Genomic DNA, 20,115 nt, shown 5'->3' with positions numbered 1-20,115 from the left:
CCTTGGTATTTAGATTGGTAATGTGTGTTTAAATGATCGCGCCTTTGTTATAAGTGATTGATCAATATTTGAGCCAGTTAGAATCAGACAGACTCTCGGCGAAAATTGAATTTTTTTATTTAACAAAGCTGCAATAGTGACAGCAGATGAGCCTTCAATAACAATTCCAAGTTGCTCATAAGCCCAACAAGTTGCTTGAAGTATTTCAGATTCGGATACAGTTAGAACCTGCTGTAATCCAGTGCTGCATAAGTTGAAGGTGTGTTGGGATATAGCGCCTGCTAAGCCGTCGGCATAACTTCCTTGCCCAATATAGTCCTTCTGGAATCTTTGATTTTTAACGGAGTGATACATGGCGCAGTCATTTTCTGGTTCTACTCCAAGTAGTCTAAGACAACTACCGTGGAAAAAAGTGACCAGTCCCGATGCCATTCCACCTCCTCCTATTGGTACAATTAAGTCCATATTTTCTATGTTTTCGTTTAAAGCTTGGTATATTTCTCGCGCTATGCTTCCTCCGTTTCCTGCAATTATATAATCATCATCAAAGCTAGATATGTATTCTCCTTTGGTTTTGTCACAATGAGTTTTAGCTAAAAACTCACTTTCATCAAAATTACTTCCCTCTGCTTTTAGGATTGCACCTGTAGCAAGAATCTTTTCTTGTTTTATTTGAGGAGTATTCTCTGGAACATATATGACGGCTTTGAAACCAAGAGCTTTTGCAGCAAGGGCAAGACCAATACCATGATTACCTGCCGAAGCCGTATATACGATAGGTTTTTGAGAAAGAGACAGTAAGGATTGTAATTTGTGAATAGCTCCTCGGATTTTAAAACTATTTCCAAGCTGGAGGTATTCAGCCTTAAAATAAACTTCGTCTATGCCAGAAGCTCTTGCTAGGAGATCAGACTTTACTAAAGGCGTGTTAATTATTAAGGGATTGGGAGTTTGTTCTATGAAACTTACCCATGCAGACGAGCTTCTTATTTTCTGTATTGGTTTTTCGATATCCTTAAGCATAAATTCTTCCTTATGCGATTGCTCCTAATAGCCTTAATCCTCTAAGACTCTGTTTTAGTATTATAAATACTTATTTGAACGAGAATTGTGATCTTTTGTGTAAGGAATATGATTTATTATGCACGTAAAATTTATTCTCTATCGTACCCCGTATTTCAATAAGAATGTTTGTAACCTTAATAAAATACAGGAACCGCAGAGAGGTCTATATAGAGCATCCACATTTAGAATGTTTTGAAGCTGTTTTGTGATTAAATAGTTTTGTTTAATTTATATATTAATTTTAATTTATTTTTTATTGTTTTGTAATTCTTCTAAAGTATGACTCATGGAATAAGGCGACAGGCGCTAATCCCACCACATACTTGAAGGAGATCAAGATGAAAAATTACACACTATATTGCGCAACAAATGATGGCGTGTGCCGCTTGGCAGAAGATACCTTAATGCGTAATAACATTGTATTTGAGACGGTTCGTATAGAAGATTCTGAATCCTCTCAGGTTTCCAAAGCTGAACTTATTTATATGATTGGTCAGGAGCTAGCCAAGATACCTCAACTCTTCTACGGCTCTGAATATGTAGGTAATTATCATGACCTGCAAAGACAATTAAAGCCTGTATAGGCTTCTAATAGAGCAATACAGATTACAAATAATACCGTTCAATATGACCACACTAGCAGTACCAAATGGTGGTGTATTGGCGGTATGAACCTTCCCTTGTTTATTTCGTCAACCAAATGGCACATTGAAGATTATTGAAGCCGCTCAATGGAACTTTGATCATAGACCTGAATATTTATATTCAGCACAAGCCCATGGCTTTGCCTAGGGACTTAATACCCTTGACGGTCTTTCATTGTACGATTCATTATTAAATGAGTTGTGAATTCTTGTGTTGATTTTCCCTACTTTGTATATTGCTCTTGCTATGTTCCTCTCTAAATCAAACACTTTTGTCTGCAAGGGAAGTCATTATGATAACGCTTCATCATTTGGAAAATTCACGTTCGCAACGTATTTTATGGTTATTGGAAGAGCTTAATCTAGCGTATGACATTGTCGAATATAAGCGTGATCCAGAAACCTCCGCTGCACCTGAGTCGCTTAAAAAAGTGCATCCTCTGGGTAAAGCCCCCGTTATAACTGACGGTGAAAATACCATAGCGGAGTCTGGCGCCATTATTGAATACTTGCTCGATACATACGATTCCGAGCAACGATTACGACCTGCGCAAGGTCAGGCTTTGTTGGATTATCGTTTTTGGCTGCATTTTGCCGAAGGGTCTTTAATGCCTTTATTAGTGATGAAGTTGGTGATGATGAAAGTACCAAAAAGCCCCATGCCATTTTTCATCAAACCCATTGCCAAAGCGTTAACGGATAAAGTCCAGCAAAAGTTCATTTTACCCCGTTTACAGCCGCAGTTGGACTTCATAGAAGTCACTTTAGGAGAGCGCGAATGGTTTGCTGGTGATGCTATGAGTGCCGCAGACATTCAAATGAGTTTTCCTTTACAGGCATCCAGTACTCGTATGAATTTAGATCAGTATCCCAATATTCGTCGTTTCCTTACCGCAGTGGAAAAACAACCCAGTTATCAACAAGCGTTAGCTAAGGGCGGTAGTTTTCAAACTCTTTAAAATTCAGCTAGGCGAGGGAGATGTTTTAGTACAGGGCAGGGGCGATGGATTCGCTTGCTCTTTTTGTGTCTTTACTCCTATGATTTGATGCTCTTTCACCTATAGACGAAGTCGAGGAAGTTCATGTCTCAGCCTGTTAAATTAGTGAGTTTTGCCATTGTCTTAGTATGTATTTTATTGGCACTAAACTTTGGTTTGCGTTCCTCCATGGGCTTCTTTATGACGCCGATTTCCGAGGAGTTTGGTTATGGTCGTGAAGTGTTTGCTTTTGCCTTGGCGTTACAAAATTTATGCTGGGGATTGTTTCAGCCTTTAGCTGGTGCATTTTCCGATCGCTTTGGCACCATGAAAACCTTGTTTATTGGGGCAGCTTTGTATGCGTTAGGTTTGTATGTCACAACCGATGCTGGCAGTGTAACCAGTTTAAATCTGGGGGCGGGCATCTTGATGGGCATGGGCATAGCCGCTACGGGTTTTGGGGTTGTCTTGCCAGCTTTGGCGAGAATGGTCGCGCCGGAAAAACGCTCTTTTGCCCTTGGTCTTGGTAGTGCCGCTGGTTCGGCTGGACAACTCTTGGTGATACCAGTCGCACAAGGTTTTATTGCGGCCTACGGTTGGAGTAACGCCCTGCTTTTGTTAGCCGGTTGCGCGCTAATGATGGTGTTATTGTCGAGTCCTTTTCGTCATGAAACCCAACCCGCTTCTTTCCAAGCAGAAAGCACAGAAAACACGCAAACCATGATGCAGGCATTAAAAGAAGCGGGTGTGTATCGACATTATTGGTTGCTGGTGGTGGGCTTTTTTGTCTGTGGCTTCCAATTGGCTTTCATCACGGTGCATATGCCAGCTTTCTTGTCCGATGAAGGCTTTTCATCCGAAGTGGCGGTAGCCAGTTTATCGCTGATTGGTTTGTTTAATATCTTTGGTTGTTTGTTGTCGGGCAGTTGGGCAGGGATTTATTCGAAAAAGAAACTACTGACCATCATCTATGCACTACGCGCTGTGGCCATCGCACTCTTTATGGTGTTCCCAATGACGGATTGGTCAGTGTATCTGTTCTCGATTGTGACTGGCTTGCTTTGGTTAGCTACCGTACCACCGACTTCTGGTTTGGTCGCGCAAATGTTTGGTTTGCGTTATATGGGCATGTTGTATGGCATAGTTTTCCTTGGTCATCAACTTGGCTCATTCAGCGGAGTTTGGTTGGGCGGATACCTTTATGATCACACCGGATCTTATGATGTTGTGTGGTGGGCAGCTTGCATTATTGCCTTGATTACCGCCTTGATTCACATTGTGATTGATGAACGCCCGGTGGCTCGGTTGCGTGCTCAAATGGCCTAAATCGTCGCTAACTTATTGATTTCAAATTAGGGATATTTTGTTAACTTTGTTACGTCTGCTTGATAAAGCTGTTCATCACTACCAATATAAAGACATGAAACAGATGAAAAATAAGATGAAAAAAGAGGAGGGCGATCATGCAGTATGAGGATCGCGTAGATGCGTTAGTGGCGCCTAAAGGCGCTTTGGAAATGTTGTCACAAGATGAAATGGCGCGTTTGTCTGAGGAATCAGGGCCACTTCATGATTTATTCCATCGTTGTGCTTTGGCTATTTTGAACTGCGGCAGTGATTCGGATGATCCGCAAGCTATTATGGATGAATATCGTGACTTTGATATTCAAATTATTCAGCAAGAGCGAGGCGTTAAATTGCAGCTGAAGAATGCGCCGAGCAGTGCTTTTGTTGACGGTAAGATGATTAGTAGTGTGCGTGAGATGTTGTTCAGCGTATTGCGTGACATTATTTTCACGCATCACGAATACGATTTAGAAGATGGTCTTAAAAACGCCAGTTCAGACAAATTAACCAATGTGGTATTTGAGTTACTGCGAAATGCCGATGTTTTTCGCCGCATTCAAACCCCAGATTTGATTGTTTGTTGGGGTGGTCATTCCATTGCTCGTCATGAATACGATTATACCAAACGTGTTGGTCATGAACTGGGTTTACGTGATCTGAATATTTGTACCGGTTGTGGACCTGGTGCCATGAAAGGGCCAATGAAAGGAGCGGCCATTGCTCATGCCAAACAGCGTATTAAAGATGGTGTGTACTTGGGGCTGACGGAACCAGGTATTATAGCAGCTGAATCGCCCAATCCGATCGTCAATCAATTAGTGATCATGCCGGACATAGAAAAACGTTTAGAGGCTTTCGTGCGAGCCGGGCATGGGATTGTTGTCTTCCCTGGTGGTGCTGGAACCGCGGAAGAAATTCTCTATATTTTGGGTATTTTACTGCACCCTAAAAATGCCAATATTCCTTTCCCATTTGTGTTTACTGGGCCAAAAGAAAGTGCGGATTACTTCGAACAGATTCATGCCTTTATTGGAGAAGTATTAGGTAGCGAAGCGCAGAATAAATATCAGATTGTCATTGATGATGAAGTGGCGGTGGCTCGTATTATGAAGCAAGGCATGGAAGAGGTGCGAGCTTATCGTAAAACCCATCAGGACGCTTTCTACTACAACTGGAAACTGCATATTCCTGAAGAGTTTCAATACCCTTTTGAACCCACTCATGACAATGTTCGCAGCTTAAATCTGCATTTTGGACAAGAAGTGCATTTGCTTGCTGCTGATTTACGTCGAGCATTTTCGTCTATTGTGGCAGGTAATGTGAAGGCTCAAGGTGTGGCGCACATTAAGGAATTTGGCCCATTTGAGATTCATGGCGATAAAGCCTTGTTGGCCAAATTGGATGTGTTGTTACAAGCCTTTGTTGATCAACAACGAATGAAATTGCCCGGTACGGCTTATGTGCCTTGCTACAAAGTGATCACTGATTAAGTTATTGGTATCTGGTATAGGTAAAAAAAAGTAGGCAAGTAAAAGGCTCTTAAAATAATTTGAGAGCCTTTTTTGTGATTAACCGAATACTGACCAACCAATACTCTCGGATAAGGCTTCTAGTGCCGCCATGCCGGCAAGGGAGTTGCCCGATGAGTTTAGTTCTGGTGACCAAACGCATACGGAAAACTGATTTGGCACAATGGCAATAATGCCGCCGCCAACGCCACTCTTGCCCGGTAAGCCAACCCGGTATGCAAAGTTGCCCGCTTCGTCGTATAAACCACTGGTGGCCAATAAGCCATTGATCTGAGTGGTTTCTCTAGGGCTTAAAATTTGCTCATTGGAGAGTTGCGAGTAACCTTTATTGGCAAGAAAACTGAAGGCTTTGGCAAGGTCAATGCAGCTCATACGCACGGCACAGTTATCGAAATAGCTGTGCAAAACCGCTTCCACATCATTATCAAAATTGCCAAAGGCTTTCATTAAATACGCCATGGACGCATTCCGAGCGCGAAACTCATATTCTGAGTCTGATACCACTTTATCTGATTGAATGTGTGGATTATCTGCCAATCGACGAATGAATTCGCGCATGGCGTAATGCGGAGATGCGAAGCGTGATTGGTTCATATCACTGATTACCAAAGCCCCAGCATTGATAAAGGGGTTTCTTGGTACGCCAGCCTCATATTCCAGTTGCACTAGAGAGTTAAATGGATTACCAGATGGTTCTCTACCAACCCGTTGCCACATACTCTCGCCATAGTGCTTAATGGCTAGGGTGAGGCTGAATACCTTTGAAATACTTTGTATGGAGAATTCAGTATCCGCCTGGCCTGCCTGATATAAGGTGCCATCATTACTGTAGATGGCGATGCCAAATTGGTTGGCGTCAACCTCTGCAAGGGCTGGGATGTAATCGGCGACTTTGCCTTGACCGATTAAAGGGCGAACTTTCTTTTCAATGGACTGAAGTAAGGCTTCCACGTTTTTCTCAATCTTATTATGGTTATTTAAGCGGATTAAAGTACTGTTGTGTCTTAATCCAGTCAACATGTTGTAATATCAGTTGGCCTGAGATAGTGGCAGGGTTTGGAATCGTGGGTAAATTGTCTATATGCCACCAGTCTGCTTCTTCAATTTCACCGGGCGCTGGGGTGATTTTTCCTGACTGGTAATCGGCAAAAAAACCTGTCATTAGTTGATGAGGAAAGGACCAAGGTTGGCTGCTTATGTAGCGAATATTCTTGACCGCAATGCCCACTTCTTCTCTAACTTCACGAGCAACGGCTTGCTCCAAGGTTTCGCCTGCTTCAACAAATCCGGCAATGTTACTGTAACGGTCTTTTGGCGCTTGTGGACCACGAGCAAGCAAAATGCGATTGTCATAACGAATGGAGACGATCACACAGGGAGAAATACGTGGATAATGTCTTAGGTGGCATTTTGGACAAATTTTAGTATGTTCTTGATGGTGTTTTTCTTGTAAGCCCGTTCCACAACGGCCGCAAAACTGGTGATCTCTGTCCCAAGTAGACAGCTGATGAGCACGACTGAGTAAAATGTAGTGGTCATGATCTTGCAGAAATAAGAGTTCACGTAGACTTATTTCTTTAAAGCCTTTCGGTACCTTATCAAAACGGCAAACAAATAGGTCTTGACCGTGCCATTGACCACAATACACCGCGCCCATATTGGCGTTAGGTTGAAAATGATGAAAAGGGATTAAGAACTGCTGATCCGCTTCGACTAGCACTTGTTGACGATGTAACAAAATATAGAGCGCATCTTGATGTGGGCGAGGATGCGCTTGTGTGCCAATTTCTAACATGTTACCGCTCTGTCTTGCGTCAAAAAGAATTACGCTAACGCGATCATCTTATTGACGCAAGTTTTAATACGTTAGTTCCAGTTTAGGATCACTTTTCCTGATTGACCAGAAGCCATGGTATCAAAGCCTTTTTGAAAATCATCCATGGAGAATTGATGTGTGATGATTGGGCTGATGTCGAGACCAGATTGCAGCATGGCCACCATTTTGTACCAGGTTTCGTACATTTCACGGCCATATATGCCTTTAATGACCAAGCCCTTAAAGATGACCTGATTCCAGTCGATCAAGGCATTTTTATCTGGAATGCCTAGCATGGCAACCTTGCCTCCATGGTTCATGTTTTCAAGCATGGAACGGAACGCCTGATCATTACCAGACATTTCCAAGCCCACATCAAACCCTTCACTCATGCCGAGTTCTGCCATCACATCGCTGAGTGATTCGCGAGCGACATTGACCACACGAGTTGCGCCCATTTTTTTGGCGAGTGATAAGCGGAAATCATTGATATCTGTGATGACCACATTACGCGCCCCTACATGTTTGGCGATAGCGGTGGCCATGGCACCAATTGGCCCTGCGCCTGTGATTAATACGTCTTCGCCAATTAAATCAAAAGAGAGGGCGGTGTGAGCTGCATTGCCAAAGGGATCAAAGATAGCGGCTAGCTCATCACTGATATTGTCTGGAATTTTAAAGGCGTTGCTGGCAGGAATGGCTAGATATTCTGCGAAAGCACCGCTACGATTGACGCCCACACCTAGGGTTTTACGACATAGGTGACGACGTCCAGCTCGACAATTACGGCAATGACCACAGGTTATGTGGCCTTCCCCTGAGACGCGATCCCCTAGAGCAAAACCACTGACTTCTGGACCAATCTCGACGATTTCGCCAACAAATTCATGACCTATAGTCATGGGAACAGGGATGGTGTTTTGTGACCATTCATCCCAGTGATAAATGTGCATGTCGGTGCCGCAAATGGCGGTTTTGCGTATCTTGATAATGACATCGTTATGGCCGCATTCAGGGTAATCTGCTTGAGTTAACCAGATGCCTTTTTCGGCGTGCAGTTTGGCTAGCGTTTTCATGGCAATTCCCCCTCCTTAAATAATGTTAAGTTGCTGACCTACTTTGGCAAAGGCTTGAATGGCTTGGTCAAGCTGTTGCTCAGTATGAGCGGCCGACATTTGTGTACGAATTCTGGCTTTGCCCATAGGCACTACTGGGAAGGAGAATCCGGTAACAAAGATGCCTTCTTTATACAGCGCATTTGCCATATCTTGTGCTAGTTTGGCATCCCCCAACATAACGGGAATAATGGGGTGATCCCCAGGAACCAATTCAAAGCCTAGTTTGCTCATCTCGGAGCGAAAGTAATGGCTGTTCTTTTTGAGCTGTTGACGAGCTTGGTCACCTTGTTTGAGTTGCTCCATAATGGCCAGACTGGTTGCTGTAATGACAGGCGCTAAAGCATTTGAGAATAAGTAGGGCCGTGAGCGCTGACGCAGCCAATCAACCACCTCTTTTGATGCACTAGTGTAACCACCAGAAGCGCCTCCTAAGGCTTTCCCTAAGGTGCCGGTAATAATGTCGACGCGTCCCATAACCTGACAATATTCATGGCTGCCTCGGCCTTGTTCTCCTAAAAATCCAACGGCATGAGAATCGTCAACCATTACCAGAGCGTCATATTGATCCGCTAGATCGCAGATGCTTTGTAAATCCGCAATGATGCCGTCCATTGAAAAGACACCGTCGGTTACGATGAGTTTGGTTTTTGCACCCTTTTGATCGGCAGCTTGTAATGCCGCTTCCAGTTCGTCCATGTTGTTATTTGCGTAGCGATAGCGCTGTGCTTTAGATAATCGAATGCCATCTATAATGCTGGCGTGATTTAACGCATCACTGATAATGGCGTCATCTTCATCAAGCAGGGTTTCAAACAAACCACCATTGGCATCAAAACAGGAAGAATACAGAATGGTGGCTTCCATTCCCAAAAAGTCACTAATACTAGTCTCCAGCGTTTCATGGATACTTTGTGTGCCGCAAATGAAACGTACCGATGCCATACCGTAACCAAAAGTGTCTAAGGCTTGGTGAGCTGCTTGCTTCACTTTTTCGTCATTGGCTAAGCCCAAATAGTTATTGGCGCATAAATTAATGACGGGGCGTTGATCAGTCGTTTCTACCAAGCTGGCTTGCGGTGAAATCATTGGGCGTTCTTGCTTGTATAAGCCTTGCTTTTTGAGTTCGGCTAACTGGTTTTTCAACCCTCGGTAAAAGTTGGTTTTGCTCATACAGTACTCCGCTAAAAGTGACATTACATATGTCTTGAGTGTAGAAGTCCGCCATAAAGAAAAGTAGATGCAGTGGCATAGTAAAATGACCATAACAGTTTTCTTAAATTGTAAGGGTCGCGTAGAATGGGGCAAGTTTTAATCAAAGAGGATGTGACATGTTGTCAAAGGTTTGTAAGAGGATGATGCGATCTAGCTTGTTGGTAAGTGGTATTGGAATGAGTGTCGCGTTACAAGCGCAAGATTATTTACCTATTTTGCAGTATCACCATGTGAGTGAAACGACGCCAAGATCGACTTCTTTAAGTCCTGCTGAGTTTATCGGACACATGGATTATTTGGAAAGTGCTGGATTTGAAGTGGTGGATTTACGTACCGCCTTGAACAAAATTAAAGTGAATAGCCCTTTACCTGAGAAAGCGGTAGCCATCACTTTTGATGATTCGTATCGTGATATTTATACCGGCGCCTTCCCAATTCTGTCTGAACGCGAATATCCTTTCACCGTCTTTATTAATACAGAACCCGTTTTAGCGAAGCGCAGTAGTGCATTAACTTGGGAACAGATGAAAGAGATGGAGAAGTCGGGCGCTGTGTTTGCGAATCATACAGTGAATCACCCTTATATGATGCGTAAGGAAGAGGGGGAAACAAATGAGGCTTGGTTGTCTCGTATGACGCAAGAGGTAGACACGGTTGAAGAACTCTTGCTGGAAAAATTAGACTTCACGCCAAAAATGTTCGCGTATCCATACGGTGAATCTAATCAAGCGATTCGAAATATCATGAAAGACAGAGGCATTATGGCGTTTGGTCAGCAATCAGGAGTCGTGAGTATTGATTCTGACTTTGAGAATTTGCCACGCTTTCCGGCCTCAGGTGTGTATGCCAACTTGGCCACATTAAAGACCAAGTTAAATTCACAACCAATGCCGTTATTGAACGCAGATGCAGGAGGCGATTTGGCTGGAGCTGATCCGGTTTCAATTCGTTTGACTTTTAAAGAGGGTAAGTATCGCTTCAAAGACTTAGCCTGTTATGTGTCAGGGCAAGGCAAAGCCAATTTGGAATGGACGGCAGACAATCAAGTGGTGGCAACGGCTCCGAAAGCATTTGGTACTGGACGTGGACGTATTAACTGTACCATGCCAGATAGCACTGGTCGCAGTTACTATTGGTACTCCAATGTTTGGATTCGTCCAGCTGCAGATCAACACTATGTGAGCGAAAAAAGTTAACTTTTTTTCAAAAAAATGTTGCACTGAAATTTCAAATCAGTAATATACACCTCGCTCGCAACGGAGGGGTGGCAGAGTGGTTTAATGCACCGGTCTTGAAAACCGGCGTAGGTTAGTAGCCTACCGAGAGTTCGAATCTCTCCTCCTCCGCCATCTTTTAAAGAAATTGTCTTTAAAAGACAGGTTGCGGCGAAGATAAAATTAGTTCCTCGATAGCTCAGTTGGTAGAGCAAATGACTGTTAATCATTGGGTCACTGGTTCGAGTCCAGTTCGAGGAGCCATCGGAGTATAGCGCAGTCTGGTAGCGCGCCTGCTTTGGGAGCAGGATGTCGGGGGTTCGAATCCCTCTACTCCGACCATTTTATCGTTCATTTTAGTAGTGGTGGGCGTAGCTCAGTTGGTAGAGCTATGGATTGTGATTCCATCGGTCGTGGGTTCGAGCCCCATCGTCCACCCCATTACTATGATAGTTGGGTCGTTAGCTCAGTTGGTAGAGCAGTTGACTTTTAATCAATTGGTCACTGGTTCGAATCCAGTACGACCCACCAGCTATATCTGATGCACAATCTGCACTAATCTGATTAATTCCTCGATAGCTCAGTTGGTAGAGCAAATGACTGTTAATCATTGGGTCACTGGTTCGAGTCCAGTTCGAGGAGCCATCGGAGTATAGCGCAGTCTGGTAGCGCGCCTGCTTTGGGAGCAGGATGTCGGGGGTTCGAATCCCTCTACTCCGACCATCAGTTTGCACATCTCAAAGAATGGGTCGTTAGCTCAGTTGGTAGAGCAGTTGACTTTTAATCAATTGGTCACTGGTTCGAATCCAGTACGACCCACCATTCTTTCTTCTTTTTGTATATTTCTCTTAAATTGCCTTGTTGTTTTGCAATAGTCCCTTTTTGTTTTGTGTTAAATGCATTGTTCTTCTTGTTGGTGTTGAGAGGTTTGCTGTTCAGTTCGTCGATAAGATAAGCGCTTTGGTGAGAAATTGTTGTGAGTGTCTGGTTAGATGTACATATAGGGTTATGAAAGTGAAAGCAGAGCGGTGCTCTGTGTGCGAAATCCAAGTGTTACGATTAATTAACTAGCTGAATAGTTAAAGTATAAAATATTTTAAAACAATGATTTATATGGATTTTTAGAAGATATAAGAGAAATGGTGGAGGGAGGTGGATTCGAACCACCGAAACTCTCGTGGCAGATTTACAATCTGCTCCCTTTGGCCACTCGGGAACCCCTCCACAGCAGCGCGGCATATCATATATACCACACTAAAGTATGTAAACCATTTTTTATGATTTATTTAATAATTTTTCCAATTTGGCCTTCATGCGCTCTTCAGGAGACAGGTTGTCATAGATGCTGTCTTCTTTGGTTTCGGCTTTTTTCGGTTTTTTGTTGTGTTGGGGTTTTGATTTGGCTTTGTTGGCGCGAGGTGTTTTATCTTTCGCTGGTCGATTGGTGGTAGCTTTAGGTTTCGTTGGCATCATGGATTCAGGTAAAGCGGGCTCGTCGTTTACCGCTACACCTTCAAGGTCAATGCGAGGTTGACCCGACAACAAACATTTCTTGTAGCGATCTGAGCGTGTGTAAGCCGCTAGGGCGCGCTTTTGTTTGCTGGCATTAAAGTCATCGTCTAGAACCATGTCTTTATCTATGCCCACTTTCAGTGGCTTTGGTTGGTTCCAATTAAAGGCTTTAGGGTAACGATCTTCCAACATTTTGATGAGGCGACGGTTATTTTTCTGATTGCGCTGACGTTTTTTTTGCTCAGGCGTTAGCGTCACTTCTTGTTTATCAGGGGCGCTTTGTTTATCAGCAGCATCATTTGTCATTTGCTCTATGTCCGTGTTTGTCTCTTCTTCCGCTAGCTTGCTAGACTCTGGTTGTTGTGTAGTCATGTAATTCGTCTGTTCAGTTGTCGTATTGGTGGTGTCGTTATCGGCACCTTCGTACAGTAAATCAAAGTTAAGTTGTTGCTCAACCATTGTATTTACTTTGCGTTTTGGAGAGGGTGTCTTTGTCGGTGATAACAGATCCAGTGAGTCTTCTATATAAAACTGCAGCTGATCTTCCGTAGAGCGACTCTCCATTTGGGTTAATAGGTCCAAAGAGGCGTTATGCTCATTAGCAGTATGTTTGCTGTCCTTTAGCTTTGCAATCTCTTCATTCGCTTCTTCCAGCTGTTTGGTCAGCTGGCCAATCCGTGCTTCGAGTTGGGCAATCAAATGTTCCATAAACACGAGGCTCAGTGCTGTAATGGGCTTAATGGTATGCTGGGTGTATTACTGGTGCCAAGCATTTCTTTTTTCTGTGCATCGTTGGGCAAGATAATTTCAATGTCATTATTACCTTGCCACCATGAGTAAGTGCTTGTTATTAAAAGACCTGCAATGATAATAGGTGCTAGTTTCATGAGTTTTAGAAAGTGAGTCCAGCGCCGATCATAATGTGCCTGTCGTAAGTTTCACTATCACTATTGAGTATTTTAATAAATACGTCTAAACGCGAAACATTTGATGTCGCGATACGAAATCCTGCTTCAGGGTAATAGACAGTCTCATCTAAGAATGAAATACCACCACCGATAAATGACCATACAGGGGCGTTAGGAAAAATTTGAAAAGCAGGGCTCGAACTGTAAAAGCGAGTGCCTAAATTAACGGAACTCTCAAATTCTTCGCCTAATACAAAAGAAATACCACCGTGAAAAGATATATTTTCTGGGGTGATAAACTCCATGTTGGCATTTATAATAGAGGTAACATTTGGTTGGTCATCTCTACCGTCTGGTCGTGCAGCTGCAGATTCAAATGTTAGCAGGCTAGCAAGCTGTCCATTTGCAGATGCATTAGCACTTACTAACACCAGTACTGCCAGTAATAATGATCTCATTGTTTGTTATCCATTTGATTTAAGCGACTCAGCATCTGAGAAAGGGAACTTTCCCAATTAGATTGCTGTTCTTTGGTTTGATTCAGTGAGTTTTGCAACTCAGTTTTTTCTTCATTTAATTCGTAATTTTGTACTTCTAGTTCTGATATTTTTTTGCGTAAAGAGCTAATTTCATCTACTGCTTCATTGATGCGTTGTTCTAAGTGATGAAGTAGTTCGTTGTTCATAATATATTCCTAAAATAATTCGCTGATGTTAAGCGAAAGCAGTTGAATTCTTTACCAGGCGATGACCACATCTTGTTTTTGTACATTTAGAATGCGTGAGTCGACAACCAATTCACCTACCGAAAAATTAGGTTGTACTTGTTTAATTGTAACACTGATATTGGCATTGTTCAGCTGAGTTTGCGCAGACTGTAGCTGATCAAATACTTCATAACGACGGTATACATTAAAGGTGTCGCCTGGTTTGATGCCTGCAATGGATCCCGCCGCGATATGGATGCGATTGCCTTCCGTGCGAAAAATATTGGCAATGAAAGGTTGGCATCTCAATTGCTCGCTGGTATCCAGTGCGCTTTCTTTCAAAGCTTGTTGTACCACTTTGCCGTAGTTTATCGTCCAGAACTTAGCACTACCAAAGCCGACTCTTTTATTATCTGCTATGTCCCAGTTGCCGATTTCGCTGTATCTTTTTTCGAATAATAAAGCGCCACTGAAGCCATCGTATAGGTAGATATCGACCACAAAGTTTCTTTCTTTATCTTCATCGGGTAGAGGGTCTTTGTTGGCCTTATCATTCGGGCGACGTTGATAGAGTTCGCCAATGTCACGGATAACGCCACTGATAATATATTGGACACCTAATTGCTCACTAAGACGAGTGACGTCAGTGAGCGAGCCATCGTAATTGGTTGAAGAGGGTGCGTTAATAAGATCAGGATAAATGGCAATGTTAGTTGCAGTAAGGGCTTTTAGGTACCCTTGTTTATTAATTTCATCTGCCAAAAACTTGGGTAATTCACGTGCAATGTTACTGATTGCCCCAAGCTGTGCTTGCTGAGGAACTTGTAGTTCAAAGCCTGTGACACCAAGCGTCTTACGGTAATAGCTAGTAGGGCCTGTGCTGCATTGGGAGTCTTCAGTCACATCGATACGCGCAACGACTTTAAGGAAGTTACCATTTTGTTCTTCCGAAATTATCTTCGCGCGTTGCACATAGCCAGAACTGCGGATTGCCACACTAGAGGTGACATCTCCATTGGTCATTTCATCGCTTACTTTGACTCTAGAACTGGCTTCTAAAACGGCTTGCTTAATAGCTTGTTGAGTGGCTCGATAACGTGCATCGGCGATGTCGTTATCATAAATTATAGCTTCACCGACTGCGTCAATGGTAACCGCAAAGCTAGCACCAGAGAAACTCAATAAAACATAACTGAGTAGTATACTAAAGAATGACAATCGCATTATTCAATACTATAGAAATTCGTCGTTGGAGTAGAACTTTGTACGTTAATGGCACGATAACCAGGTTGAACTTGACAGTTTGGATCGTTTGCTACATTGCTTGAAGCGATACACTGACGGAAGTTCTCTTGTAATGCCATCTCAACTACTGTTTCAAAGGTGCCGTCTTCATGTTCTCTTTGTGAAACCACTTTGGCACCAACCAAATAAGCGTCAACATAAGTACGTAACTCATCGTTTTGGATGACCATATTGCTCAAAGAGCTGGAGCCATCGATTTTCAAGCCGTAAACACGTTCAGAAAGGTTTCGATAAGCGTCCAACATAGAACTGCGAAGCGTCATGATTCGAGCTTGTGATTTGGTCAGACGTTTATTAGTCGTTAAGGCAGCATAACCTGTTGCGGTTACTACAATAGGTTCTTGTTTGATAACGGCGATGGTGTTGTTGGCGTTGAGTGCGCCAGTAGTAGCAGCTGGTGTGTAATTGTTGGTCGCGCCATCATTGCCAATTTGGTTGCCATTACAAGGCGCGATTGAAGTACAGGTACCTGTATTGGCCACACCTTGCTGATTGTAGGTTTGACAACCCGTGATAAGGATTGCTCCTGCAGCAATCAACAAAATTTGAGTGAAATGTGTCATGACGGTGCCCTTTGTGTGCGATTCTCATCTCTTTATTGTCGACCTCGTCTTATTTTTCTTAAGTGCGTGGTAGGACAACAAAGCCATACCCCTGAGTTTCACACATAAATGAAATACTTCATCAGAGATATTTTTCCTATGCCTAAAATGTAAACTATTTTATGTGCTAGCGTCTATTTATAACGTCTTTAATAGGCAATTTTCTTTGTTTTATATAATAAAAATGCCTTTACTCACTATTGGGACATTTTTTGTTTACCCTTTTGTTCTCCAATAACATGGGTAAAGTCTATCAATTCTTATCTTTGAGATTGGAAAATTTACAATTGAGAAGCCTAATAGGTCGATATATACTGTTTTTATATACAGTATTTTGGTCTTAATTCATGTCTCACTTGACCCGAAAAATTATTCACATAGATGCGGATTGTTTTTATGCTGCGATAGAGATGCGAGATGATCCTTCTTTGCAAGATCGTCCCATGGCGATAGGGGGTTCTGCTGAAAGGCGCAGTGTATTGTCGACAGCCAATTATCCCGCTCGAGCTTTTGGTGTTCGTTCCGCCATGCCAGTGGCTATTGCAAAACGCTTGTGTCCTGATTTATTGATTTTACCAGGGCGAATGCAGGCTTATCGTTTAGCTTCGCAGCAAATGCATGAGATTTTTCGTCGTTATACCCATTTAATCGAACCCTTGTCTTTGGACGAGGCCTATTTGGATGTCACGGATTCAGAGTTATTTCAGGGCAGTGCGACTTTGATTGCACAAGAAATTCGACGTGAAATTTATGACACAGTAGGAATAACAGTATCCGCAGGTGTGGCAACGAATAAATTCATCGCAAAAGTTGCCAGCGATTGGGATAAGCCAGATGGATTAACCTTGGTCTCGCCAGATGATCAAGACGAATTTGTTGCCAAGATTCCAGTTAAATGCATTTCGGGTATTGGTAAAGTGGCGCAAGACAAACTGGCCGCTTTGGACGTTTTTACCTGTGCAGATCTGCAAAAGGTTGACTTTGCATTGTTGCAAAAACGTTTTGGTAGCATGGCGTTTCGTTTGTCTCAGTTTGCTAAAGGTATTGACGATCGACCTGTGCAGGTTTCAAGAGAGCGTAAAAGTATTTCTGTGGAGCATACTTTCTCTGAGGATCTAAAAGGACTTCACATTTGTCGGTCGGTATTGCCAGAGTTATTGAGCAGTTTACATAAGCGGATGCAAGGGCGAGGTTATGAGTCGCGTTTGCACAAATATTATCTCAAGCTTAAGTTTGATGACTTTAAGCAAACCACCATAGAACAACCCATTCAAAAGAAATTATCAGACGAAGTGTTTGTTGTCTTACTAGAACAGGCTTATGCGAGAGTGCAGCGTCCAGTGCGGTTAATTGGAGTGGGCTTTCGTTTGGTTAACCCTGCACCAGCGCAATTACTTTTGCCTTTTGAATAATTGGGGTGGTTAAAAAACAAACAATTCCGTCTTTCTCTGTCTATAATCATAACTCGGAAACAAAGCGGATTCTTGTTTTGTTTCACTCTGTTGTTGGAGGTATTGATTATGTGGAAGCAAGATAGACGTTCAGAAATTGATCGTTCGAATTTGCCCGACCCCTTATCTCATCGATTGAGATTTGAAGTGGAGCAGACCCTTCATAGCTTATATGCTGAAGCAGATCTGGCCGATCAAATTGACTCTTTGTATCTACCTTTTGCGAATTGGTTAAGCAGCAAACTTGGTAATAATGAGGGCCCATTAATACTTGGACTATCTGGGCCTCAGGGTTGTGGCAAAACCACCTTTGCCAATGTGGTCAGCCGTATCTTGATTAAGGGATTTGAATTGAATGCTGTGGTCATCAGTTTGGATGATTTGTATAGCAGTCGACAAGACCGTTTGAAATTCGCCGAACAGTATTCCCCTTTATTTAAGGTGCGGGGGGTGCCAGGTACTCATGATGTGAATTTAGCAATCAGTTTATTTGAAAGGGCTAAGCAGCTTAAAGACGGTGAGGTCATGAAATTCCCTCGTTTTGATAAATCCCTTGATGATAGGAAAGCAGTACATTTGTGGCAGGAGGTGCAGGGGCCAATTGATGTTATTTTATTTGAAGGTTGGTGTGTTGGTTCGCCCGTAATGAAACAAGATTTGAGTGCGCCAATTAATGGTTTAGAACAAGAGAAAGACGCTGATGGTGTTTGGCGTAGTAAGGTGAATGACTTGTTGGCGGATGATTACCATACTCTTTTCAATATGATTGATTTGATGGTATGGATGCAGGCCCCAAATTACGATGTAATTTATGAATGGCGTAATAAGCAAGAGCGTTTATTAGAAGCGCATTTGTATGATATTCATGGCGGTGTTTTGGACACCTTAGATTTAAAAGTCATGTCTGCTGAAGAGTTGAAGGGTTTTATGCAATATTACGAGCGTCTTACACGTCACTTGTTATCTGTTATGCCGGAACGAGTCGATGTGTTAATGCGACTGGATGAATCCCAATCTGTACTAGAAGTGAAGTATCCTACGGAGCATTAATCGATCTTTAAATGACCACGAAAAACCACAATATGATAGGCTATTGCCGCTTGGTAATAGCCTTTTTTTTGACTGGTACATTAGAATTAACAGAAAGAGAGAGAAAAATGTCTGATTTGTTACCCCTAGTAGAGGTAGAAACTGGCGCGAATCCGGATGCAGCCATTATCTGGTTGCATGGTTTGGGTGCAGATGGCCATGATTTTGAAGCTTTGGTACCTGCCTTAACCTTAAAGCAAGGTTTGCAGGTGCGTTTTGTGTTTCCCCATGCACCACACCGTCCTGTCACTATTAATGGTGGAATGGAAATGCGTGCTTGGTATGACATTTTGGAAATGACTTTAGAGCGCAAAGTCGATATGGAAAATATCCACGAGTCGGCTCAACAAATTGAAGACTTGATTGAAGATCAGATCAGCAAAGGTATTGCAACAGATCGAATTGTTTTGGCGGGCTTTTCCCAAGGTGGCGTCATTGCTTATCAGGTTGCTTTGCATACGCCACATAAACTTGCAGGTGTTATGGCCCTATCAACTTATCTAGTGAATCATGAAAATATTACCTCAGCACAGTTTTGTCCAAACGGCAAAACGCCGATTCTTATCCATCACGGTAGTCAAGATCCGATTGTCGCACCAAGTTTAGGAGTGCAGGCGGAACAATTACTCTCAGCCAAGGGGTATGAGGTAAGGTATCAAAGTTACCCTATGCCGCATGCAGTTTGTCCTGAACAAGTGACAGATATTTCAGCTTGGCTCAATGAGCGTTTAGCTTAACACTTGTGTAATTTAGAAAAGGAGAAGAGTCATGTCCTCGAAATATCACGATTGGTTGGCTTTTGCTAAAAAAATAGCGATACAAGCTGGCAGTATGATTTTAGAGGCACGACAAACAGCCAGTTTTGAGCGTGATTATAAATTACATCATGAGCTGGTGACTTCCACCGATGTGGCAGTTGATGCTTATTTGTGCGCGCAAATACAAACTCGTTATCCGCAGCATACCATATTGTCGGAAGAAACCTTTCCGGATGTATCGTTTGATTCTCTGGCAGAAGAGCAAGTGGTTTGGGTGATCGACCCTATTGATGGCACGGTAAACTTTGCTCATGGGCACAAGCATGTGGCAGTGTCCATTGGTCTGTTTATTGGTTCACAGCGTATATTAGGCGTGGTGCATGCGCCCTTTCTGCAAGAAACCTATTATGCGGTCAAAAATGGTGGTGCCTTTTGTAATGAGCAACCAATCCAGGTTTCTCATGCTTTGCAGTTACGCAATGCTCTAGTGGCGACGGGCTTTCCATATCAAAAAGATGCTTTGCCTGAATTGATTGAGCGTTTGTCTCGGGTATTAGCTGTTTGTCAGGATGTGCGTCGCAACGGTTCGGCGGCACTGGACTTATGTTGGGTTGCGGCTGGTCGATTGGATGCCTATTACGAAAGTGTGAAGCCTTGGGATATGGCGGCAGGCGCGTTAATCGCAGAAGAGGCTGGAGCCAGAGTTGGGCATTTTTTACCAATGCTTGACCACTGGCCAGAAGTTATCAGTGGTGAAGCCTTATTGGTGGCTACACCAGAATTATATGAGTCTTTGCTGGCCACATTGTAGCGGTTTTAATGAGTAAAAATGTTTTTATTGAAGAATTCAGCTTGGCAAGCT

At 43.0% G+C, this 20,115-nt stretch carries 19 protein-coding genes and 9 tRNA genes; 17 read left to right on the top strand and 11 right to left on the bottom strand.

Annotated features, from left to right (window positions below; translation table 11 throughout):
- Positions 1–9: 9 nt before the first annotated feature.
- Positions 10–1,023, bottom strand: coding sequence for a threonine/serine dehydratase (locus ABXS85_RS09000; RefSeq protein ID WP_353669682.1), 1,014 nt, complete (start codon positions 1,021–1,023; stop codon positions 10–12).
- Positions 1,024–1,403: 380 nt separating this feature from the next.
- On the opposite strand from ABXS85_RS09000, the gene ABXS85_RS08995 reads away from it, so the two are divergent.
- The 4 genes from ABXS85_RS08995 to ppnN all read left to right on the top strand — a co-directional run bounded on the left by ABXS85_RS08995 (position 1,404) and on the right by ppnN (position 5,523).
- The gene (locus tag ABXS85_RS08995) at positions 1,404–1,649 is read left to right on the top strand and encodes a hypothetical protein (protein WP_353669681.1); all 246 of its coding nucleotides are present in this window, start codon (positions 1,404–1,406) and stop codon (positions 1,647–1,649) included.
- A 353-nt stretch (positions 1,650–2,002) separates the two neighbouring features.
- A complete protein-coding gene (locus ABXS85_RS08990; protein WP_353669680.1) occupies positions 2,003–2,668 on the top strand; it encodes a glutathione S-transferase in 666 nt (221 codons plus the stop codon).
- A 123-nt stretch (positions 2,669–2,791) separates the two neighbouring features.
- Positions 2,792–4,012, top strand: a complete 1,221-nt coding sequence (locus ABXS85_RS08985) for an MFS transporter (RefSeq protein WP_353669679.1) — start codon at positions 2,792–2,794, stop codon at positions 4,010–4,012.
- Positions 4,013–4,149: 137 nt separating this feature from the next.
- Positions 4,150–5,523: a nucleotide 5'-monophosphate nucleosidase PpnN gene (gene ppnN, locus ABXS85_RS08980; RefSeq protein ID WP_353669678.1), complete on the top strand. Its 1,374-nt coding sequence runs from the start codon at positions 4,150–4,152 to the stop codon at positions 5,521–5,523.
- 78 nt (positions 5,524–5,601) lie between these two features.
- On the opposite strand, the gene glsB is transcribed toward ppnN, so the two are convergent.
- The 4 genes from glsB to ABXS85_RS08960 all read right to left on the bottom strand — a co-directional run bounded on the left by glsB (position 5,602) and on the right by ABXS85_RS08960 (position 9,666).
- On the bottom strand, positions 5,602–6,513 hold the full coding sequence (glsB, locus tag ABXS85_RS08975) for a glutaminase B (protein ID WP_353669677.1): 912 nt from the start codon (positions 6,511–6,513) through the stop codon (positions 5,602–5,604).
- Between the two features lie 22 nt (positions 6,514–6,535).
- A complete protein-coding gene (gene nudC, locus ABXS85_RS08970; protein ID WP_353669676.1) occupies positions 6,536–7,357 on the bottom strand; it encodes an NAD(+) diphosphatase in 822 nt (273 codons plus the stop codon).
- Positions 7,358–7,428: 71 nt separating this feature from the next.
- Entirely contained in the window at positions 7,429–8,454 is a 1,026-nt protein-coding gene (tdh, locus tag ABXS85_RS08965) for an L-threonine 3-dehydrogenase (protein WP_353669675.1), read from the bottom strand.
- 15 nt (positions 8,455–8,469) lie between these two features.
- On the bottom strand, positions 8,470–9,666 hold the full coding sequence (locus tag ABXS85_RS08960) for a glycine C-acetyltransferase (RefSeq protein ID WP_353669674.1): 1,197 nt from the start codon (positions 9,664–9,666) through the stop codon (positions 8,470–8,472).
- A 182-nt stretch (positions 9,667–9,848) separates the two neighbouring features.
- Here ABXS85_RS08960 and ABXS85_RS08955 point away from each other — a divergent pair, with 182 nt between their 5' ends.
- The 9 genes from ABXS85_RS08955 to ABXS85_RS08915 all read left to right on the top strand — a co-directional run bounded on the left by ABXS85_RS08955 (position 9,849) and on the right by ABXS85_RS08915 (position 11,744).
- Complete coding sequence (locus ABXS85_RS08955; protein ID WP_353669673.1) at positions 9,849–10,904, top strand: polysaccharide deacetylase family protein; 1,056 nt, start codon at positions 9,849–9,851, stop codon at positions 10,902–10,904.
- A gap of 62 nt (positions 10,905–10,966) precedes the next feature.
- Positions 10,967–11,057: transfer RNA gene (locus ABXS85_RS08950), tRNA-Ser, on the top strand.
- A gap of 53 nt (positions 11,058–11,110) precedes the next feature.
- Positions 11,111–11,186 (top strand) — tRNA-Asn (locus tag ABXS85_RS08945).
- Position 11,187: 1 nt separating this feature from the next.
- Positions 11,188–11,264 (top strand) — tRNA-Pro (locus ABXS85_RS08940).
- Between the two features lie 23 nt (positions 11,265–11,287).
- Positions 11,288–11,363: transfer RNA gene (locus ABXS85_RS08935), tRNA-His, on the top strand.
- Between the two features lie 14 nt (positions 11,364–11,377).
- A tRNA-Lys gene (locus ABXS85_RS08930) sits at positions 11,378–11,453 on the top strand.
- Positions 11,454–11,491: 38 nt separating this feature from the next.
- A tRNA-Asn gene (locus ABXS85_RS08925) sits at positions 11,492–11,567 on the top strand.
- A 1-nt stretch (position 11,568) separates the two neighbouring features.
- Positions 11,569–11,645 (top strand) — tRNA-Pro (locus tag ABXS85_RS08920).
- Between the two features lie 23 nt (positions 11,646–11,668).
- Positions 11,669–11,744 (top strand) — tRNA-Lys (locus tag ABXS85_RS08915).
- Between the two features lie 318 nt (positions 11,745–12,062).
- Here the strand turns inward: ABXS85_RS08915 and ABXS85_RS08910 are convergent.
- The 6 genes from ABXS85_RS08910 to ABXS85_RS08885 form a co-directional block, all read right to left on the bottom strand.
- Positions 12,063–12,146 (bottom strand) — tRNA-Tyr (locus ABXS85_RS08910).
- 51 nt (positions 12,147–12,197) lie between these two features.
- The gene (locus ABXS85_RS08905) at positions 12,198–13,142 is read right to left on the bottom strand and encodes a ProQ/FINO family protein (RefSeq protein WP_353669672.1); all 945 of its coding nucleotides are present in this window, start codon (positions 13,140–13,142) and stop codon (positions 12,198–12,200) included.
- A 184-nt stretch (positions 13,143–13,326) separates the two neighbouring features.
- Positions 13,327–13,800, bottom strand: coding sequence for a hypothetical protein (locus ABXS85_RS08900; RefSeq protein WP_353669671.1), 474 nt, complete (start codon positions 13,798–13,800; stop codon positions 13,327–13,329).
- On the bottom strand, positions 13,797–14,027 hold the full coding sequence (locus tag ABXS85_RS08895) for a cell division protein ZapB (RefSeq protein WP_353669670.1): 231 nt from the start codon (positions 14,025–14,027) through the stop codon (positions 13,797–13,799). Before ABXS85_RS08895 ends, ABXS85_RS08900 begins: the two co-directional genes overlap by 4 nt.
- A gap of 51 nt (positions 14,028–14,078) precedes the next feature.
- On the bottom strand, positions 14,079–15,272 hold the full coding sequence (locus ABXS85_RS08890; protein WP_353669669.1) for a flagellar assembly protein T N-terminal domain-containing protein: 1,194 nt from the start codon (positions 15,270–15,272) through the stop codon (positions 14,079–14,081).
- Complete coding sequence (locus tag ABXS85_RS08885) at positions 15,272–15,916, bottom strand: LPP20 family lipoprotein (protein ID WP_353669668.1); 645 nt, start codon at positions 15,914–15,916, stop codon at positions 15,272–15,274. The genes ABXS85_RS08890 and ABXS85_RS08885 overlap by 1 nt, the downstream gene beginning before the upstream one ends.
- A 386-nt stretch (positions 15,917–16,302) precedes the next feature.
- Here ABXS85_RS08885 and dinB point away from each other — a divergent pair, with 386 nt between their 5' ends.
- The 4 genes from dinB (at position 16,303) to ABXS85_RS08865 (ending at position 20,064) form a co-directional block, all read left to right on the top strand.
- The gene (gene dinB, locus ABXS85_RS08880) at positions 16,303–17,367 is read left to right on the top strand and encodes a DNA polymerase IV (RefSeq protein ID WP_353669667.1); all 1,065 of its coding nucleotides are present in this window, start codon (positions 16,303–16,305) and stop codon (positions 17,365–17,367) included.
- 108 nt (positions 17,368–17,475) lie between these two features.
- Entirely contained in the window at positions 17,476–18,456 is a 981-nt protein-coding gene (locus ABXS85_RS08875) for a hypothetical protein (RefSeq protein ID WP_353669666.1), read from the top strand.
- Positions 18,457–18,563: 107 nt separating this feature from the next.
- Positions 18,564–19,232 (top strand): dienelactone hydrolase family protein, encoded by a 669-nt coding sequence (locus ABXS85_RS08870; RefSeq protein ID WP_353669665.1) that lies wholly within the window; start codon positions 18,564–18,566, stop codon positions 19,230–19,232.
- A 31-nt stretch (positions 19,233–19,263) separates the two neighbouring features.
- Entirely contained in the window at positions 19,264–20,064 is an 801-nt protein-coding gene (locus ABXS85_RS08865) for an inositol monophosphatase family protein (protein ID WP_353669664.1), read from the top strand.
- The last annotated feature ends 51 nt before the right edge of the window (positions 20,065–20,115 follow it).

Source organism: Marinomonas sp. THO17, assembly GCF_040436405.1.
Classification (GTDB): Bacteria; Pseudomonadota; Gammaproteobacteria; order Pseudomonadales; family Marinomonadaceae; genus Marinomonas.
Note: the sequence above shows the minus strand (reverse complement) of the source record. Positions and strands in the feature narration are given on the sequence as shown.

Excerpts from the sequence above, each read along its gene's own strand:
- ppnN (WP_353669678.1), top strand. The coding sequence starts at position 4,150 with ATGCAGTATGAGGATCGCGTAGATGCGTTAGTGGCGCCTAAAGGCGCT.
- ABXS85_RS08890 (WP_353669669.1), bottom strand. The coding sequence starts at position 15,272 with ATGCGATTGTCATTCTTTAGTATACTACTCAGTTATGTTTTATTGAGT.
- dinB (WP_353669667.1), top strand. The coding sequence starts at position 16,303 with ATGTCTCACTTGACCCGAAAAATTATTCACATAGATGCGGATTGTTTT.
- ABXS85_RS08875 (WP_353669666.1), top strand. The coding sequence starts at position 17,476 with ATGTGGAAGCAAGATAGACGTTCAGAAATTGATCGTTCGAATTTGCCC.
- ABXS85_RS08900 (WP_353669671.1), bottom strand. The coding sequence starts at position 13,800 with ATGAGATCATTATTACTGGCAGTACTGGTGTTAGTAAGTGCTAATGCA.
- ABXS85_RS08865 (WP_353669664.1), top strand. The coding sequence starts at position 19,264 with ATGTCCTCGAAATATCACGATTGGTTGGCTTTTGCTAAAAAAATAGCG.
- tdh (WP_353669675.1), bottom strand. The coding sequence starts at position 8,454 with ATGAAAACGCTAGCCAAACTGCACGCCGAAAAAGGCATCTGGTTAACT.
- ABXS85_RS08885 (WP_353669668.1), bottom strand. The coding sequence starts at position 15,916 with ATGACACATTTCACTCAAATTTTGTTGATTGCTGCAGGAGCAATCCTT.
- ABXS85_RS08955 (WP_353669673.1), top strand. The coding sequence starts at position 9,849 with ATGATGCGATCTAGCTTGTTGGTAAGTGGTATTGGAATGAGTGTCGCG.
- ABXS85_RS08870 (WP_353669665.1), top strand. The coding sequence starts at position 18,564 with ATGTCTGATTTGTTACCCCTAGTAGAGGTAGAAACTGGCGCGAATCCG.
- nudC (WP_353669676.1), bottom strand. The coding sequence starts at position 7,357 with ATGTTAGAAATTGGCACACAAGCGCATCCTCGCCCACATCAAGATGCG.
- ABXS85_RS08960 (WP_353669674.1), bottom strand. The coding sequence starts at position 9,666 with ATGAGCAAAACCAACTTTTACCGAGGGTTGAAAAACCAGTTAGCCGAA.
- ABXS85_RS08995 (WP_353669681.1), top strand. The coding sequence starts at position 1,404 with ATGAAAAATTACACACTATATTGCGCAACAAATGATGGCGTGTGCCGC.
- ABXS85_RS09000 (WP_353669682.1), bottom strand. The coding sequence starts at position 1,023 with ATGCTTAAGGATATCGAAAAACCAATACAGAAAATAAGAAGCTCGTCT.
- ABXS85_RS08905 (WP_353669672.1), bottom strand. The coding sequence starts at position 13,142 with ATGGAACATTTGATTGCCCAACTCGAAGCACGGATTGGCCAGCTGACC.
- ABXS85_RS08990 (WP_353669680.1), top strand. The coding sequence starts at position 2,003 with ATGATAACGCTTCATCATTTGGAAAATTCACGTTCGCAACGTATTTTA.
- ABXS85_RS08985 (WP_353669679.1), top strand. The coding sequence starts at position 2,792 with ATGTCTCAGCCTGTTAAATTAGTGAGTTTTGCCATTGTCTTAGTATGT.
- ABXS85_RS08895 (WP_353669670.1), bottom strand. The coding sequence starts at position 14,027 with ATGAACAACGAACTACTTCATCACTTAGAACAACGCATCAATGAAGCA.